The organism is Acidovorax sp. MR-S7 (assembly GCF_000400995.2).
In the GTDB taxonomy this organism is placed as follows: domain Bacteria; phylum Pseudomonadota; class Gammaproteobacteria; order Burkholderiales; family Burkholderiaceae_C; genus MR-S7.
Genome location: NZ_DF238912.1, coordinates 82,307 through 98,530, shown reverse-complemented (window position 1 = coordinate 98,530; position 16,224 = coordinate 82,307). Strand labels below are relative to the sequence as shown.

Sequence of the window (16,224 nt, the reverse complement as noted above, 5' to 3'; positions counted from 1 at the left end):
AACGTACAGAGCGAATTCCCCTTCAATCCGGCGCATGGATATTTCGCACTTCGACATCGCGCGCTACCTCGCGGCCCTGCCCTTGTTCCAGGAGATGACGCTGCCCGAGCTGCAGCGCCTGGCCACGGGCTGCCGCCTGCGGCGCTATGCGCGCGGCGAAGGCATCTTCCACGTGGGCCAGCCATGCGAGGAGTTCCACGTCACGGTGACGGGCCAGGTCAAGCTGTTCGCGCTCTCGCCCTCGGGGCAGGAGAAGGTGATCGAGCTGGCCGGCCCCGGCATCAGCTTCGCCGAGGCGCTGATGTTCACCGGCAAGCCCTACATCGTGAACGCCCAGGCGCTGGCCGACACGCTGCTGCTGTCCGTCGGCAAGGACGCCGTGGTGCGCGAGATCGGCAACGACCCGCGCTTTGCCATGCGCATGCTCGCCGGCATCTCCCGGCGCCTGCACGGGCTGGTGCATGACGTGCAGACCTACACCCTGCACAGCGGTGCGCAGCGCGTGATCGGCTACCTGCTGCACGCCCTGCCCGAGCACGCCGCAGACGCCGCCGCGCTGGCCCTGGCCGCCACTGCCGCACAGGCAGCGGCGCACCCGCCCGGCGCGCGCAGCGTGTCGCTGCCGGTGAGCAAGGCCACCATCGCCTCGCGGCTGTCCATCACGCCCGAATACTTCTCGCGCGTGCTGCACGACCTGGAATCGGCCGGGCTGATCCGCATCGACAAGCGCGACATCCACATCCCCGACGCCGCGCGCCTGGCCAGCCATCCCCTGTAGCCGATACTCGCTGCTTCAACAGGAGAAGCCCAGCGTGCAATCGGCAAGCGATGAATGGTTCGACGAGGCGTATTACCAGCGCTACTACTTCGACAAGAAAACCCGTGTGGTGGACGCGCAGCACACGCAGCGGCTGGGCAACTTCGTCTGCGCCTACCTGCAGTACCTGCGCGTGCCGGTGCGGCGCGTGCTGGACGTGGGCTGCGGCATCGGCCTGTGGCGCGAGGCGGTGGAGCGGCACTTTCCCGGCGCGGCCTACCATGGCGTGGAGTACAGCGACTACCTGTGCCAGCGCTACGGCTGGGAGCGCGGCTCGGTGGTCGACTACCGGGCCACGGCGCCCTTCGACTTCGTCATCTGCCAGGGCGTGCTGCCCTACCTGGGCCCGGCCGACCTGAAGGCCGCGCTGGCCAACCTGGGCCGGCTGTGCCAGGGCGCGCTGTACGTGGAGGCGGTCACGCGCGAGGACTACGAGCAGGACATCATCGACGAGACGCTGACCGACCCGCGCCTGTTCCGCCACCGCGCGTCGCTGTACCGGCGGGGGCTGTCGGAGCATGCGCGGGAGATGGGCGGCGGCGTGTGGCTGAGCCGCCGGGCCGACGTGCCGCTGTTCGCCCTGGAGTCCGCTGTGCCCTGATCGTGGCGCCCTGTAGGACATCGTCCCATTAACACTTGGCAATCCGCGCAACCCCTGATTTTCTCTAGAATCCGCCGCTTCGCCGGGACCTGCGCGCCCGGCGCCGTCAACGGAGTTTCAGGTTTTGGCGCACACCAAGAACAACAGCAATCCCCCTCATGCGGGCGGCCCGGCCGCCCTTCCCTACAACCCCGCGCTGGACGGGCTGCGCGGCGTGGCCATCGTCCTGGTGATCCTCTCGCACGCACACGCGCCGATGTTCGACGGCGCGTTCTACGGGGTGGATCTGTTCTTCGTGCTCAGCGGCTTTCTCATCACCTCGCTGCTGCTGCAGGAACTGCGCCGCGAGGGCCGTATCGACTACTGGCGCTTCTGCCGCCGGCGCCTGTACCGGCTGATGCCGGCGCTAGCGCTGTTCCTGCTGGCGTACTGCGCGTTCGCGCCGCTGCTGTGGCCCGGCCTGGCGGACGTCTATTCCGATGCGCTGGTGTCGCTGCTCTACCTGGCGGACTACGGCATCGCCTTCTTCGACAGCCCGGACACGCTGCTGCACATGTGGTCGCTGTCGGTGGAGGAGCATTTCTACCTCGCCTGGCCGCCGCTGCTCGTGCTGCTGGTGCGCTTTTCGCCGCCGGGGCAGCTGTGGCGCCCGGTGCTGGGGCTGTGGCTGCTGGGCTGGGCCTGGCGCGTGCTGTGGGTGGCGCAAGGCCAGCAGTTCTACGAGGTGTTCTTCCGCTTCGACACGCGCGCCACGGGGCTGCTGATGGGCAGCCTGCTGGCCGCCCTGGTGCTGGAGCAGCCGGCCTGGTTCCTCTGGCTGCGCCAGCGGCTGGCGCATTGCATGTGGCTGGTGCTGGCCGTGCCGCTGCTCATGGCCCAGAGCTGGGACGACATGAACGCCATGGTCTGGGGCATGACGGTGGTGGAATGCGCCACCCTGCTGGTGCTGGTGGCCGTGCTGCAGCGCCGCGGCGCGGTGTACGAGGCGCTGGGCGCACCGGCGCTGGTGCTGCTGGGCCGGCTGTCCTACGGCGTGTACCTGTGGCACTACCCGGTGGTGCGCTACCTGCGCGCCGACCTGCCCTGGCCCGCCGTGGTGGTGCTGGGGCTGGCGGTTTCGCTGCTGCTCGCTGCGCTGTCGTACCACACGGTGGAGCGCTGGGGCCTGCGCCGGCGCGACGCGCTCCCGCGGCGGCGGGCAGGCGCTATCAGAACCGTAGCTGCCTGCGCTGGACTGTCCTTGTCCGTGGTACCCATCACCTTGGGAACCTTGGAATAGCAGGCGCGACCAGCTCCTGATTCGATAGCACTCCCTCAGAACCGCTGCGCATTGCCGCGCGGCGAGGGCTCCCAGCTGAAGCGGTTCTTGCCCAGGTGCTTGGCCGCGTACATAGCGCGGTCGGCGTGGGCCACCAGGGTCTCGGCGTCGGTGCCGTGCAGGGGGTAGAGCGCCGCACCCGCGCTGGCCGAGATGCTCACCGCATCGCCCTGCAGCTGGAACGGCATCGACAGGGCCTGGATGACCTTGAGGGCGATGGTCTCGCAGTCCTGCTCCCGGTTCACCGTGGCCAGCACGATGCCGAACTCGTCGCCGCCGAAGCGCGAGACCGTGTCCTCCGCACGCACGCAGTCCTCCAAGCGCCGCGCCACCTGCTGCAGCAGGGCGTCGCCGGCCGCATGGCCGCGGCTGTCGTTGACGGCCTTGAAACCGTCCAGGTCGATGTACAGCACCGCCGCGCGGCGGCCGTAGCGGTGCGGACTCCAGCACCTGCGAGAGCCGGTCATGGAACATCACGCGGTTGGGCAGCCCGGTGAGCGCGTCGTGCAGCGCGTCGTGCGACAGCCGTGCCTCCAGGTCCTTGCGGGCCGTGATGTCCTGCGTGACTGCCACCAGGAACTCGGGCCGCCCCTGAATGTCGCGCACCACGCCGAGCGCCTCGCATACCCACAGCACCGTGCCGTCCTTGCGCCGGTAGGTCTTCTCCATCTCGGGCGAGAAGACCGCCGCGTGGGCGGACAGCCGGTGCGCCAGGAACTGCCGCGCCTCCTCGCGCCGGTCCATGTCGCTGAGCTCGAACACCGTGCGCTTGCGCAGTTCGTCGCCGCTGTAGCCCAGCATGCGGCAGAACTTGTCGTTGGCGCCCAGGATGCGTCCGTCCGGCGCGATGTGCGCGATGCCCATGGCCGCCTGGTGGAAGGTGGCGCGGAACAGCGCCTCGCTGGTGCGCAGCGCATCGGCCACGGCGCGCTGGCGCCGCAGCACCAGGATCAGCACGGCGGCGAAGACCAGCAGCGCCACGCTGGCGCAGGCCGTCATCACCAGGTACACGGCGCGCCGCTGCAGCACGGGCGCCATCTCGTCGTCGTAGGCCGTGCCCACGGCCACCATCAGCGGGTAGCCAGCCACGGCGCGGTAGCTGAGGATGCGGGCCACGCCATCCACTCCCTCGCCGCCGTCGACGAAGCCGCCCTCGGAATCGAACGCCTGGCGCTGGAACCACGCCAGGCCCTGCGCGTCGCCGCCGAAGCTGGCCTGCCCGCCGGTCTTGCGGCCGCGCACGATGCCGTCGGTGCCCGCCAGCTCCAGCAGGCCCTGGCCGCCCAGGTCGGCCTGGCGGTAGAAGTCGGTGAAGTTCACCGGATCGACCGACACCACCACCACGCCGCCGAAGCCGCCGTCGGGCCGCGTGATGCGCATGGACATGGGGATCTGCCAGCGGCCCGTCACGCGGCCGAGCACCGGCGCACTCACGTACAGCTCGTCGCTCTCGGCGCGCTGCTGCGCCTGGAAGAAGGCACGGTCGGCATAGTTCACGTGTCCCGTCGGCAGGCTGCTGCTGACGATGGCGCCGCTGGCGTCCACCACGCTGACGATGTTGAACATCGACTCGCGGATGACGTGCTGCATCACCCACTGCCCCAGGTCGATGCTGGAGCCCTCCCGCCGGTACTGCTCGCGCACGAAGGCGGCCACCTGCTCGGCGGACTTCAGCGTGCGGAACACCTGCTGCTCAAAGGCGATGGCCAGGTTGGAGTTGGACTTCATCGCCGCGGCCACCGCCTGCTCGCGCTCGGACAGGATGCGCTGCAGCGTGGTCAGCCAAAGCCCGGCGATGAGGGCGCCGCACACCAGCACGATCAGCAGGGTAAGCGGCACGTCGATGCGCGCATGCCACGGCAAAGCCGCGGAGCGGGCTCCTTCGGGCACCTCACCCACGGGCTGGTCGGGCGTCATCGCATGGCTCTCCGGGCATCACGGCCGCAAGTCGTTTCAAAATGTATAGCATTATCGGCAAGAACCGCCAGCGGGTTTACCGCCGCGGCGTCGCCGCCCGCGTGGGGGCCGCGCAACAGGCGCTAGCATTTCCATAGCTGCTGGCGCTTGGCGCGCGGCGCTTTCATCGGAAAAATCGCCTCATGTGCGCTTGCAGCAAGCGCAGCCAGCTATTGTATCGATAGCATCAAATCCAGGCCCCATGCAGCCGCTACACTGCGCGCTCCGCTTTTGCAGCCCCACGCCATGTCCGCCGTCTTCAACTTCACCTTCGTGCCCTGGTTCCGGTCGGTGGCGCCCTACATCCACAAGTTCCGCAACCAGACCTTCGTGGTGGGCCTGACGGGCGAGGCCATCGCCGCCGGCAAGCTGCAGAGCATCGTGCAGGACCTGGCGATGATCCAGGCCATGGGCGTGAAGATCGTGCTGGTGCACGGCTTCCGCCCGCAGGTCAACGAGCAGTTGCGCCTCAAGGGCCAAGAGCCGCGCTACTCCCACGGCATGCGCGTGACCGATTCCGTGGCGCTCGATTGCGCGCAGGAGGCCGCGGGCCAACTGCGCTACGAGATCGAGGCTGCCTTCAGCCAGGGCCTGCCCAACACGCCCATGGCGGGCGCGCGCGTGCGCGTGATCTCGGGCAACTTCCTCACCGCGCGGCCGGTGGGCATCATGGACGGGGTGGACTTCCAGCACACCGGCCTGGTGCGCAAGGTGGACGTGGAGGGCATCCGCCGCGCGCTGGAATCGCAGGCGCTGGTGCTAATCTCGCCGTTCGGCTTCTCGCCCACGGGCGAGGCGTTCAACCTGGCGATGGAGGAAGTCGCCACGCGCGTGGCGGGCGAGCTCAAGGCCGACAAGCTGCTCTTCCTCACCGAGCTGCCCGGCATCGCCACCCGCCCGTTGGAGCCGCTGGGCGACGACAACCCCATCGACACCGAACTCCCCCTGGCCGCCGCGCGCCTGCTGCTGGCCCAACTGCCCCCGCCCGCGCAGCCCACCGACGTGGGTTTCTACCTGCAGCACTGCGTGCGCGCCTGCGAGCACGGCGTGGAGCGCAGCCACATCCTGCCCTTCGCGGTGGACGGCGCGCTGCTGCTGGAGATCTACGTGCACGACGGCATCGGCACCATGGTCATCGACGAAAAGCTCGAAGAACTGCGCGAGGCCACCATCGACGACGTGGGCGGCATCCTCCAGCTCATCGAGCCCTTCGAGCGCGACGGCACGCTGGTCAAGCGCGACCGCACCGAGATCGAGCGCGATATCGCCGCCTATACCGTGATCGAGCACGACGGCGTGATCTTCGGCTGCGCCGCGCTCTACCCCTACCCCGAAGCGGGCACGGCCGAGATGGCCGCCGTCACCGTCTCGCCGCAAAGCCAGGGCACGGGCGACGGCGAGAAGCTGCTCAAGCGCATCGAGCAGCGCGCGCGCCTGCTGGGCCTCGCCAGCATCTTCGTGCTTACCACGCGCACCATGCACTGGTTCATCAAGCGCGGCTTCCAGCCCGTCGATCCCGACTGGCTGCCCGATGCGCGCAAGCGCAAGTACAACTGGGACCGCAGGAGCCAGGTGCTCGTCAAGCGGCTCTGAGCCAGGCGGCCGCGAGCGCTCCGGCCTCGGCGATGGCCGCATCGCGCAGCGCCGGCGCGCCCGGGCATTCGGTGAGGTAGCAGGCCACCACGGCCGGCGCACCTTGCGCGGGCCAGACCACGCCCGCGTCGTTGCCTGTGCCCTGTGCCGTCCCCGTCTTTTCCCCCACGCGCCAGCCAGGCGGCATGCCCGCGCGCAGGCGCCTGTCGCCCGTCAGGTTGCCCAGCAGCCAGCCCTGCAGCCGCTCGCGCGAGGCCGGCGCCAGCGCATCGCCCAGCACCAGCGTCTGCAGGGTGCGCGCCATGGCCAGCGGCGTGGTGGTGTCGCGCACCTCGCCGGGCGGCACGTCATTGAGCGCGGGCTCGGTGCGGTCCAGCCGCGTGTGCGCGTCGCCCAGCGTGCGCAGCCAGGCCGTCAGCCCCTCGGGCCCGCCCTGGCGGCGCAGCAGCAGGTTGGCGGCGGTGTTGTCGCTCAGCACCATGGCGGCCTCGCAGAGTTCGGCCACCGTCATGCCCGCGCCGCCCGCATGCGGTTCGGTGCGAGGCGAATATTCCACGAGGTCGCCCCAGCCGAAGTGCACGCGTGCATCCAGGCGCTCGCGCCGCTCGTCCACGCGGCGCAGGATCTGCGCCGCCAGCAGCAGCTTGAAGGTGCTGCACAGCGCGAAGCGCTCGCCGCCCCGGTGCGCGGCGAATGCGCCGGTGTCCGTATCGAGCACCGCCATGCCCAGCCGGCCACCCAAGCGTGCCTCCAGGCGGCGCGCCTCGCGCTCGAACAGGGCCGTGGCTTCCCCCCTGTTTTTCTTGGTCCTGGGCTGTGTGCAGCCCCACAGCGGCAGCAGCGCCACACCCGCCATCACCATCCGTCTTTGCATATTTTTTCCTTGATTCCTGGGTTGGAATGGCGCGACGATAGCGGTGCCACGGTCGCCTGACCATCGACAATAATCGCGCCCAGACCCCAAAAAAACTGCACCCATGCACCTGCCGCTGAACGCTCTGCGCGCCTTCGAGGCTGCAGCCCGCCACCTGAACCTGACGCGCGCGGCCGAGGAGCTGAATGTGACGCAGACGGCCGTGAGCCAGCACATCCGCAACCTGGAAGAACGGCTGGGCAAGCCGCTGTTCCGCCGCCTGCCGCGCGGGCTGGCGCTGACGGACGAGGGCCTGCAGCTCGTGCCCGTGCTGACGGAGAGCTTCGCGCGCATGGCGCAGGCCCTGGCCCGCATGGCCGACGCACGCCCGCGCGAGGTGCTGACCGTGGGGGTGGTAGGCACCTTCGCCGTGGGCTGGCTGCTGCCGCGCCTGCGCGGCTTCCAGGACGCCCACCCGTTCGTGGACCTGCGCCTGCTGACCAACAACAACCGCGTGGACCTGGCCGGCGAAGGGCTCGACTGCGCCATCCGCTTCGGCGACGGCGCCTGGCACGGCACCGATGCCGAGCGGCTCCTGCCCGCGCCGCTGGCGCCGCTGTGCGCACCCGAGCTGGCCGCGCGCCTGCACCACCCTGCCGACCTGGCAGCCCAGGTGCTGCTGCGCAGCTACCGCGCCCACGAGTGGCCCGCCTGGTTCGATGCCGCGGGCGCGCCCTGCCCGGTGCTGCGCGGCGCGGTGTTCGACTCTTCGCTCACGCTGGCCGAGGCCGCCGCCCTGGGCGCGGGCGTGGCGCTGCTGCCGGTGCGCATGTTCGAGCGCGAGCTGCGCCAGGGCCGGCTGGCGCAGCCCTTCGGCCACACCGTCGCGCTGGGGCAATACTGGCTGTGCCGCCTCAAGTCGCGCCCGCCCACGGCGGCGCTGCAGGCGTTCCGCGCCTGGCTGCTGCGAGAGACGGCCTCCGCCGGCTGAAGCGCCCCACTGCGCCAGCGGTATTTGCGGGACTTATGGCGCAGTTAAAAACAACTCAATGGACGCCGGCAGGGGCGTGTTCATAGGATTCCTCCACCCTGGAATCCGACATGACACAAGCACACGCCCCCTCCAAGAAGCCGCTGGCCGGCATCCGCGTCCTCGACCTGGGGACCTTCGTCGCCGGCCCTTTCTGCACCACCATCCTCGGCGAATTCGGCGCGGAGGTCATCAAGGTCGAACCGCCCGGCACGGGCGACTCCCTGCGCCGCTTCGGCACGCCCACCGCCTGCGGCGACACGCTCATGTGGCTCAACGAAAGCCGCAACAAGAAATGCGTGACGCTGAACCTGCGCGACGCGCGCGGGCAGGCCCTGCTGCGTGACCTGGTCGCGCACAGCGACGTGGTGGTGGAGAACTTCCGCCCCGGCGTGCTGGAGCGCTGGGGGCTGGGCTACGACGAGATCAAGAAGATCAACCCGCGCGCCATCCTCGTGCGCATCTCCGCCTACGGCCAGGAAGGGCCGTACCGCAACCGCCCCGGCTTCGCGCGCGTGGCGCATGCGTTCTCGGGCCTGGCCTACCTCGCGGGGGAGCCAGGGCGGGTGCCGGTCACACCGGGCTCCACATCGCTCGCGGACTATGGCTCGGGCATGTATGGCGCCATCGGTGTGCTGCTCGCGCTGCGCGCACGCGACCAGACCGGCGAGGGCCAGTGCGTGGACCTGGCGCTGTACGAGTCCATGTTCCGCGTGCTCGACGAGATGGTGCCGGTCTACCACCAGACCGGCGAGGTGCGCGAGCGCCAGGGGGCCGACACGGTCAACGTCGTGCCGCACAGCCACTACCAGACGCGCGACGGCAAGTGGGTGGCCATCGCCTGCACGAACGACAAGATCTTCGAGCGCCTCGCCCACGTCATGGGACGGCCCGAGCTGGCCTCGCACCAGGCCTGGGGCACGGTGCAGGCGCGCCTGGCCGAACGCGGCGCGGTGAACGCCTGCGTGGCCGAATGGGCCGCGCAGCGCGACTGCGCCGAGCTGCTCGCCGAATGCGATGCGGGCGGCGTGCCCGCGGCCACGCTCTACAGCGTGGCCGACATTTTCGAAGACCCGCAGTACAAGCTGCGCGAGAACATTACCCTGGTCGACTCACGCATCGGGCCGCTCGCCGTGCAGAACGTGATTCCCAAACTGTCCGGCACGCCCGGCGGCATCGAGTGGCTCGGGCAGCCGCTGGGCGCGCACAACGATGCCGTCTTCGGCGAACTGCTGGGCCTGTCCGGGCAGGAGCGCGCCGAACTCCGGAGCGCCGGCGTGATTTGAGGCCCTGACCGGCACACCCTTCTCACAACAAAGGAGACAACCATGGACAAAAGAACCTGCCTGGCGCTGCTCGCCGCCTTCGCCTTTGCGCCTGCCGTGCACGCCCAGACCGACTGGCCGAGCAAGCCTGTACGGATCCTCGTGCCCACGCCGCCCGGCAATGCGCTGGACATTTCGGCCCGCATCCTGGCCGATGGGCTGACCCAGCAGTGGAAGCAATCGGTCTTCGTGGAAAACAAGGGCGGCGGCGCGGGCATTCCCGCCATGGCGGCCGGCAAGGCCGCGGCCCCCGATGGCTACACCATCATCTTCGGGCCGTCGTCCACCGTCGGCATCAACCCGGGCCTGTTTCCCAAACTGCCCTACGACCCCGTCAAGGACTTCGATCCGGTGACGGGCGTCTACCTCGGGCCGATCATGCTGGTGGCCAATAACAAATCGCCCTACCGCTCGCTGGAAGACGTGGTCGCCGCCGCGCGCAGCAAGCCCGGGCAGGTCTCGGTCGCCCACGGCGGACCCATCGGCACCACGCAGCACCTGTCGTTGGAATTGTTCCGGCACCGCGCCGGACTGGATCTGGTCGGCGTTCCCTACCAGGGCAGCGCACCAGCCATGCAGGATCTGATTGGCGGCCAGGTCGAGCTGCTGTTCGACAGCGTCGCATCCGCCCTGCCCCACATCGCGGCAGGCACCGTGCGCCCGATCGCGGTTGCGACGCGCGAACGCATGCCCCAGTTGCCGAACGTGCCCACCATCGCCGAACTCGGCTATCCGGATTTCGAAGCCGTGAGCTGGGGCGGGCTGATGGTTCCCAAGGGCACTCCGCCCGCCGTGGTCGAGCGCATCGGCGCGGATGTCGCCCGCATCGTCAACACGCCGCAGGTGCGCGACCAGATGCTCGCGCGCGGGCTGCTGCCGGATCCGCGCAGCGCCAAGGACTGGAGCGCGTTCATCGATGCGGAAATCAAGAAGTGGGGCGGGTTGATCCAGGCCGCCCACATCAAGCCCCAATGAGCACGCGCATGCATTCCTTCCTGTACGTGCCCGCCACCCGGCCCGACCGCTTCTCCAAGGCCGTGGACACGGGCGCCCATGCCGTCATCGTGGATCTGGAGGACGCCGTCAACGCGGACGACAAGGACCGGGCCCGCGCGCATCTCGCAGCGCAGGCAGCGGCCCTCAAGGCCGCATGCGATGCGCGGGGCATGCAATTGCTGGTGCGCATCAACGCCAGGGCCACTCCCTGGCACGGTGAAGATGTGCGCCTCTGCGCCACGCTGGGCCTGCACGGCATCGTCGTGCCCAAGCCGGACTGCGTGCAGGCCTTGGGCACCCTGGCCGATGCCCTGCCCGGCAAGGACCTCTACCTGCTCGTGGAAACCTTGCGGGGCTTCTCGCGCATCGACGCCATCGCGGCCGCGCCGGCCGTGCGCCGCATGATGTTCGGCACGGTCGATCTGATGCTGGACATGGGCATCACCGACGCCGACGTGCCGCTGCACCACTTCCGCTCGCTCATCCTCATGCACTCCCGGCTCGCCGGCCTGGAACCGCCCGTCGACGGGGTGTGCACGGCGCTGGACGACGGCGAGGCGCTGCAGGGCGAAATCCGCCGGGCCCAACGCTTCGGCTTCGGCGCCAAGCTCTGCGTGCATCCGTCGCAGGTCGGCCCCATCAATGCGCTCTTCGCGCCTTCCGCCGAAGACCTCGCCTGGGCACGGCGCGTGGTCGAGGGCGCGGCGCACGCGGGCGGCGCAGCCATTAAAGTCGATGGACAGCTGGTGGACGCCCCCGTCCTGGAGCAGGCGCGCCAGCTGCTCGCCCGCGCCCGTTGACCCGCGCGCCGCCCCGGCCGGGCGCGCGCTTTTGCCAATCCCATGGACCTCCAGCACATCCGCGCCTTCGTCGCCATCGCCCGGGAGGGCAACCTGACCCGGGCGGCGCAGTGCCTGCATCTGACGCAGCCCGCCGTCAGCCTCCAGATCAAGGGGCTGGAAGAAAGCCTGAAGGTCGCGCTGTTCGACCGCACCTCGCGCGGCCTGAAGATCAGCGCGAGCGGCGCCGTCCTGCTGCCGCTGGCAGAGAAGATACTGGCTTCCATCGGCGAATTCGAGGGGCGCGCCGGACACATGCAGAGCGACGTCTCCGGCCGGCTGACGATGGGCACCGTCCTGACACCCGAGACCATCCGCCTCGGACAGGCGCTGCAACACCTCGTCGAGCGCTACCCGCGCGTGCAGACCGTGCTGCGCCACGGCATGTCCGGCTGGGTGCTGAGCCAGGTGCGCAGCGGCGCGCTGGACGCGGGCTACTATCTCGGCCCGCGCAACGACGAGGTGGACGCGGACGACATCCTCGCCCTGCGGCTGACGTCCTTCACCTACTACGTCATGGCCCCCAAGGGCTGGCGCGACCGCGTCAAGGGCAAGGGCTGGGCGGAGATCGCGGCGCTGCCATGGATCTGGACGCCGCCCCACTCCACGCACCACCGCATGCTGGTGCGCAAGTTCTCGCAGGCGGGCGTCAAGCCGCACATCGTGGCGCAAGTCGATCTGGAAGCCTCCATGCTCGGCCTCGTCAAGTCCGGCGTGGGCCTCACGCTGGCGCGGGACTCGGTGGCGCTGAAAACCGCGCAGACGGAGGGCACCGTGGTGGTCCGCAAGCTCACCACCTCGGCCGACCTGTCGTTCATCACCCAGGCCCACCGCGCCGAGGACGGCCCGGTGATGGCGGCCTTCGCGGCCGTGCGCTCCGCGTTCGCCTAGGGCGCCGTCCTCCTCCCGTTCCTCCTGCCCTGCGACCACCCGGCCAGCGTTCGCATGCCCGTGGCGGACAGCCATCGCACCAGGCTGGTTCTCCGTGCACCGTGTCGGTGAAAACCATTAGCTCGTTGCATTGACCTGAAAAGTCACAAGTGTCTACACTTGATTAGACACTGATATCTATCAATCAGACGCGGCTTCTGCAGGAACAGCGCAACGCACCTTGCAAAGAAAATTTTCCTTGCAAATCAGCCACTTGCATGCGCCATGGCAGTGGCGGACCAGCCAGACTGCCTGTACCTGGCACGCTTCTTGGTAGTGGATAGCGGTGACTGCACAACTGTCTTCACTTGGTGAAGGCAGCCCTTTGTTCAACGACCCGGAGATTCCTCGCATGACGATCCAGCGCATCAAGACCAACAACCGCATGAGCCAGGCCGTGGTGGCCAATGGCTTCGTCTTCCTGGCGGGCCAGGTGGCCGACGACACCTCGGCCAGCGTGGCCGGCCAGACGAAGCAGATCCTGGACAAGATCGACGCGCTGCTGGCCGAGACCGGCTGCGACAAGACCAAGATCGTGCAGGCCACCATCTGGCTCGCCGACCACAAGACCTTCGCCGAGATGAACGAGGTGTGGGACGCCTGGGTGCCCGCAGGCCATGCGCCGGCGCGCGCCTGCGTGGAATCGGCCCTCGCCTTCCCGCCCTACACGGTGGAAATCGGCGTGGTGGCCGCCCTCTGACGCACGGCCGCAAGGAAACCCTTTCCATGCACACCGTCGTTCTGGGAGCCGGCGTCGCGGGCATCACCACCGCCTGGTATCTGGCCGCGCAGGGCCGCCAGGTGACGGTGATCGACCGGCAGCCGCTGGCGGCCTCCGAGACCAGCTATGCCAACGCCGGCATGGTCGCGCCGGGCCACTCGTACACCTGGGCGTCGCCGCGCGCGCCCGGTATCCTGTGGCGCTCGCTGCGCGACAGCAGCCAGGCGCTGCGCCTGAAGCTCAACGCCGACCCGCACATGTGGGTCTGGCTGTGGAAATTCCTGCAGAACTGCACGGCCGAGCGTTCGCGCATCAACACCAGCCGCAAGCTGGTGCTGTGCCGCTATTCGCAGGAGCGGCTGCAGGCGCTGACGGCCGCCCAGGGCCTGGAGTACGATTGCATCAGCCAGGGGGCGCTCTACATGTACCGCGATGCGGCCTCGTTCCAGCGCGGCCAGGCCAACATGCGCATCCTCTCGGACGGCGGCATGCGCCTGGACGTGCTGGACGCAGGCGGCGTGGTCGCCCGCGAGCCCGCGCTGGCCTCGGCCCGAGAGCACATCGCCGGCGCCATCTACTGCCCCAGCGACGAGAGCGGCGACGCGCGCATGTTCACCCGCGCGCTGGCCGAGCGCTGCCGCGCGGCGGGCGTGCGCTTCCTCATGGACACGTCCATCGACCGCATCGAGGCGCAGGGCGACCGCATCGCCGCTGTGCACACCAGCGCGGGCCCCGTCACGGGGGACGAATACGTGCTGTCGCTGGGCAGCTACTCGCCCATCCTCGCGCGGCCGCTGGGCTACAGCCTGCCGATCTATCCGGTCAAGGGCTACTCGGTCACCTTCCCCATCGGCGAGGGGCACGAGGCGCCCACGCTCGCGGGCGTGGACGAGAACAACCTCGTGGCCTGGGCGCGCTTCGGCGACCGGCTGCGCTTCACCGCCACGGCCGAGTTCAGCGGCTATGACACGCGCCATACCCCGCGCGATTTCGAGCCCATGCTGCGTGCGGCGCGCCAGTTATTTCCCAACGGCGCGGACTGGAGCCAGCCGGACTACTGGGCCGGCCTGCGCCCCATGACGCCGGAGAACACGCCCATCCTGGGCGCGAGCCGGCACCGCAACCTGTTCCTGAACACCGGCCACGGCCACATGGGCTGGACCATGGCCTGCGGCACCGCGCAGATCGTGGCCGACCTCATGGACGGCCGCAAACCCGCCATCGACATCACCGGGATGACCCTCGCATGAACGACACCGCAACCCTGGAGCAGAGCACCTATACGGTGCTGCCCTTCACCATGGACGAGGGCGTAATGGCCCGCGCCGCCATCGGCCTGGTGGTGCTGGCCACCGATCAGACGCTGGAGCACGAGTGGCGCCAGATCATCGACCTGCCCGGCGTGGCCTTCTTCGAGTCGCGCATGTACAACTCGCCCGACATTTCGCCGGCCACGCTGGCCGCGATGGAGAAGGACATCACCGCCGCCGTGGAGCTGATCGTGCCCGACGTGCCGCTGCAGGTGGTGGCCTTCGGCTGCACCTCGGGCTCCATCGTGATCGGCGAGGAGCAGGTGGCCCAGCGCATCCGCAATGCGCGCCCCGGCGTGGCCGTCACCACGCCGATCACCGGCGCCGTGGCAGGCCTCAAGGCGCTGGGGGCGCGGCGCGTAGCGCTCATCACGCCCTACGTGCAGAGCGTGAACCAGCTCTTCGAGCGGCACCTGCAGGGCTGCGGGCTGGAAGTGAGTCGCATCGGCACCTTCAACCACGGCAACGACAACGAGGTCGCGCGCATCGACGCCGCCTCGCTGCGCGCGGCCATCCTGGCCACCGGCGGGCACGGCGACGTGGATGCAGTCTTCGTCTCGTGCACCAGCCTGCGCATGGCCACGCTGATCCGCAGCGTGGAGCAGGAGCTGGGCAAGCCCGTCGTCGCCAGCAACTCCGCCATGGCCTGGCACGCGCTGCGGCTGGCCGGCGTGCGCGATGCGCTGCCGCAGTTCGGCCGCCTGTTCGACATCTGAGTTCCCCATCGCCCCACGGCATTCCCTTCCCTCACCACAGGAGTTCACCATGCGTTCCTCTCGCGTTCCCGGATTCCGCCGCGCCCGCATCGCGGCCGCGGCTTCGCTGCTCACCCTGGCCGGCACCGCCGCCTGGGCGCAGGACAGTGTCAACATCGGCGCCGTGCTTTCGCTCACCGGCGCCAACGCCACGGTGGGCGAAGACGTGCGCCGCGGCATCATGCTGGGCGTGGAGCACGTCAACGCCAAGGGCGGCGTGCTCGGCAAGAAGTTCAACATCATCATCGAGGACTCGGGCGGCAACCCCACCACGGCGCTGAACGCCGCGCGCAAGCTGGCCACCGTGGACAAGGTGCCCGTGGTGATGGGCGAATACTCCTCCGGCATCACCCTGCCCATGGCGCAGTACCTGGTCAAGGAAGGCGTGACGCACCTGAACATCGCCAGCAGCAGCACCAAGATCCGCCAGCTGGGCGCCACCTCGTTCAGCCTGGTGGGCCTGGAGAACTTCGGCAACCAGTTCTCGGCCAAGGACACGTGGGACCTGGGTTACCGCAAGGTGGCCATGATCGCCCCCAACAACGCCTACGGCCAGGGCGTGCTCGAAGGCTACAAGGCCGAGTTCGAGAAGCTCGGCGGCAAGGTGGTGACCGAGGTGCTCTACACCGCCGGCCAGTCCACCTACCGGCGCGAGCTGCAGCAGATGTCGCGCAGCAACCCCGACGCCTATGTCTACACCGCCTACGGCCAGGAGTCGGCCGTCATCAACCGCGAGGCCGAGGAACTGGGCCTGCGCAAGACGCCCTGGTACGCCATCCTCATGAGCATGAGCCTGTCGGACACGCCGCCCGCCATCGCCAATGGCCAGATCGGCATGGAGCTGGGCTCGGTGCAGGGCGCGGCGGGCAAGGCCTATGCCGATGCGTTCAAGGCCAAGTACACCGAGGGCTTCAAGACCTCCTACACCGGCTACGGCTACGACGGCGTGCTGCTCACCGCCGCCGCCATCGAGAAGGCCAAGGCCACCACACCCGCGGCCATCCAGGCCGCGCTCAAGGAGATCGGCGCGGCGGGCTTTCCCGGCGTGACCGGCACGATCCGCTTCGACCAGGACCGCCAGCGCGTCGACCCGCCCTACGACAAGCTCAAGTTCGAAGGCGGCAAGCTCGCGCCGCGCTGACCCACGCCCTTTCGCGCAGGCCTGCACGGCCTGCGCTCC

Annotated in this window: 15 protein-coding genes and 1 pseudogene; 13 read left to right on the top strand and 3 right to left on the bottom strand. The window is 69.3% G+C overall.

Features of this window, described 5'->3' with window-relative positions; genetic code table 11:
• Window positions 1-34: 34 nt before the first annotated feature.
• From AVS7_RS08670 to AVS7_RS08660, 3 genes are all read left to right on the top strand, one after another.
• Entirely contained in the window at window positions 35-778 is a 744-nt protein-coding gene (locus AVS7_RS08670; protein ID WP_020228057.1) for a Crp/Fnr family transcriptional regulator, read from the top strand.
• Window positions 779-812: 34 nt separating this feature from the next.
• Entirely contained in the window at window positions 813-1,418 is a 606-nt protein-coding gene (locus AVS7_RS08665) for a class I SAM-dependent methyltransferase (protein WP_020228056.1), read from the top strand.
• Between the two features lie 124 nt (window positions 1,419-1,542).
• Window positions 1,543-2,697, top strand: a complete 1,155-nt coding sequence (locus AVS7_RS08660) for an acyltransferase (RefSeq protein ID WP_020228055.1) — start codon at window positions 1,543-1,545, stop codon at window positions 2,695-2,697.
• A gap of 35 nt (window positions 2,698-2,732) precedes the next feature.
• Here the strand turns inward: AVS7_RS08660 and AVS7_RS24855 are convergent, their stop codons facing one another.
• Together AVS7_RS24855 and AVS7_RS08655 are read right to left on the bottom strand one after the other, a co-directional pair.
• Window positions 2,733-3,203, bottom strand: coding sequence for a GGDEF domain-containing protein (locus AVS7_RS24855; RefSeq protein ID WP_024001192.1), 471 nt, complete (start codon window positions 3,201-3,203; stop codon window positions 2,733-2,735).
• Between the two features lie 115 nt (window positions 3,204-3,318).
• Window positions 3,319-4,464, bottom strand: a pseudogene (locus tag AVS7_RS08655) (PAS domain S-box protein); the annotation flags it as partial.
• 474 nt (window positions 4,465-4,938) lie between these two features.
• Here AVS7_RS08655 and argA point away from each other — a divergent pair.
• Window positions 4,939-6,285, top strand: coding sequence for an amino-acid N-acetyltransferase (argA, locus tag AVS7_RS08650; RefSeq protein ID WP_024001191.1), 1,347 nt, complete (start codon window positions 4,939-4,941; stop codon window positions 6,283-6,285).
• On the opposite strand, the gene bla is transcribed toward argA, so the two are convergent.
• Complete coding sequence (gene bla, locus AVS7_RS08645) at window positions 6,272-7,159, bottom strand: class A beta-lactamase (protein ID WP_024001190.1); 888 nt, start codon at window positions 7,157-7,159, stop codon at window positions 6,272-6,274. The two genes, argA and bla, sit on opposite strands and share 14 nt — an antisense overlap.
• Before the next feature lie 103 nt (window positions 7,160-7,262).
• Here bla and AVS7_RS08640 point away from each other — a divergent pair, with 103 nt between their 5' ends.
• The 9 genes from AVS7_RS08640 (at window position 7,263) to AVS7_RS08600 (ending at window position 16,185) form a co-directional block, all read left to right on the top strand.
• Window positions 7,263-8,129 (top strand): LysR family transcriptional regulator, encoded by an 867-nt coding sequence (locus tag AVS7_RS08640; protein WP_020228048.1) that lies wholly within the window; start codon window positions 7,263-7,265, stop codon window positions 8,127-8,129.
• A 110-nt stretch (window positions 8,130-8,239) separates the two neighbouring features.
• A complete protein-coding gene (locus tag AVS7_RS08635; RefSeq protein WP_020228047.1) occupies window positions 8,240-9,454 on the top strand; it encodes a CaiB/BaiF CoA-transferase family protein in 1,215 nt (404 codons plus the stop codon).
• A 42-nt stretch (window positions 9,455-9,496) separates the two neighbouring features.
• Window positions 9,497-10,468, top strand: a complete 972-nt coding sequence (locus AVS7_RS08630) for a tripartite tricarboxylate transporter substrate binding protein (protein ID WP_020228046.1) — start codon at window positions 9,497-9,499, stop codon at window positions 10,466-10,468.
• A complete protein-coding gene (locus tag AVS7_RS08625) occupies window positions 10,465-11,289 on the top strand; it encodes a CoA ester lyase (protein ID WP_020228045.1) in 825 nt (274 codons plus the stop codon). The genes AVS7_RS08630 and AVS7_RS08625 overlap by 4 nt, the downstream gene beginning before the upstream one ends.
• A gap of 42 nt (window positions 11,290-11,331) precedes the next feature.
• Window positions 11,332-12,219: a LysR family transcriptional regulator gene (locus tag AVS7_RS08620; protein ID WP_020228044.1), complete on the top strand. Its 888-nt coding sequence runs from the start codon at window positions 11,332-11,334 to the stop codon at window positions 12,217-12,219.
• A gap of 391 nt (window positions 12,220-12,610) precedes the next feature.
• A complete protein-coding gene (locus tag AVS7_RS08615; RefSeq protein ID WP_024001189.1) occupies window positions 12,611-12,958 on the top strand; it encodes a RidA family protein in 348 nt (115 codons plus the stop codon).
• Window positions 12,959-12,984: 26 nt separating this feature from the next.
• Window positions 12,985-14,229, top strand: a complete 1,245-nt coding sequence (locus AVS7_RS08610; protein WP_020228042.1) for a D-amino acid dehydrogenase — start codon at window positions 12,985-12,987, stop codon at window positions 14,227-14,229.
• Window positions 14,226-15,005, top strand: coding sequence for an aspartate/glutamate racemase family protein (locus AVS7_RS08605; protein WP_020228041.1), 780 nt, complete (start codon window positions 14,226-14,228; stop codon window positions 15,003-15,005). The genes AVS7_RS08610 and AVS7_RS08605 overlap by 4 nt, the downstream gene beginning before the upstream one ends.
• 49 nt (window positions 15,006-15,054) lie before the next feature.
• The gene (locus AVS7_RS08600) at window positions 15,055-16,185 is read left to right on the top strand and encodes an ABC transporter substrate-binding protein (RefSeq protein WP_020228040.1); all 1,131 of its coding nucleotides are present in this window, start codon (window positions 15,055-15,057) and stop codon (window positions 16,183-16,185) included.
• The last annotated feature ends 39 nt before the right edge of the window (window positions 16,186-16,224 follow it).

What these genes read in the sequence shown, in the direction of transcription:
- AVS7_RS08670 (WP_020228057.1), top strand. Translation starts at nt 35, where the DNA reads ATGGATATTTCGCACTTCGACATCGCGCGCTACCTCGCGGCCCTGCCC.
- AVS7_RS24855 (WP_024001192.1), bottom strand. Translation starts at nt 3,203, where the DNA reads ATGACCGGCTCTCGCAGGTGCTGGAGTCCGCACCGCTACGGCCGCCGC.
- argA (WP_024001191.1), top strand. Translation starts at nt 4,939, where the DNA reads ATGTCCGCCGTCTTCAACTTCACCTTCGTGCCCTGGTTCCGGTCGGTG.
- bla (WP_024001190.1), bottom strand. Translation starts at nt 7,159, where the DNA reads ATGCAAAGACGGATGGTGATGGCGGGTGTGGCGCTGCTGCCGCTGTGG.
- AVS7_RS08640 (WP_020228048.1), top strand. Translation starts at nt 7,263, where the DNA reads ATGCACCTGCCGCTGAACGCTCTGCGCGCCTTCGAGGCTGCAGCCCGC.
- AVS7_RS08635 (WP_020228047.1), top strand. Translation starts at nt 8,240, where the DNA reads ATGACACAAGCACACGCCCCCTCCAAGAAGCCGCTGGCCGGCATCCGC.
- AVS7_RS08630 (WP_020228046.1), top strand. Translation starts at nt 9,497, where the DNA reads ATGGACAAAAGAACCTGCCTGGCGCTGCTCGCCGCCTTCGCCTTTGCG.
- AVS7_RS08625 (WP_020228045.1), top strand. Translation starts at nt 10,465, where the DNA reads ATGAGCACGCGCATGCATTCCTTCCTGTACGTGCCCGCCACCCGGCCC.
- AVS7_RS08620 (WP_020228044.1), top strand. Translation starts at nt 11,332, where the DNA reads ATGGACCTCCAGCACATCCGCGCCTTCGTCGCCATCGCCCGGGAGGGC.
- AVS7_RS08615 (WP_024001189.1), top strand. Translation starts at nt 12,611, where the DNA reads ATGACGATCCAGCGCATCAAGACCAACAACCGCATGAGCCAGGCCGTG.
- AVS7_RS08610 (WP_020228042.1), top strand. Translation starts at nt 12,985, where the DNA reads ATGCACACCGTCGTTCTGGGAGCCGGCGTCGCGGGCATCACCACCGCC.
- AVS7_RS08605 (WP_020228041.1), top strand. Translation starts at nt 14,226, where the DNA reads ATGAACGACACCGCAACCCTGGAGCAGAGCACCTATACGGTGCTGCCC.
- AVS7_RS08600 (WP_020228040.1), top strand. Translation starts at nt 15,055, where the DNA reads ATGCGTTCCTCTCGCGTTCCCGGATTCCGCCGCGCCCGCATCGCGGCC.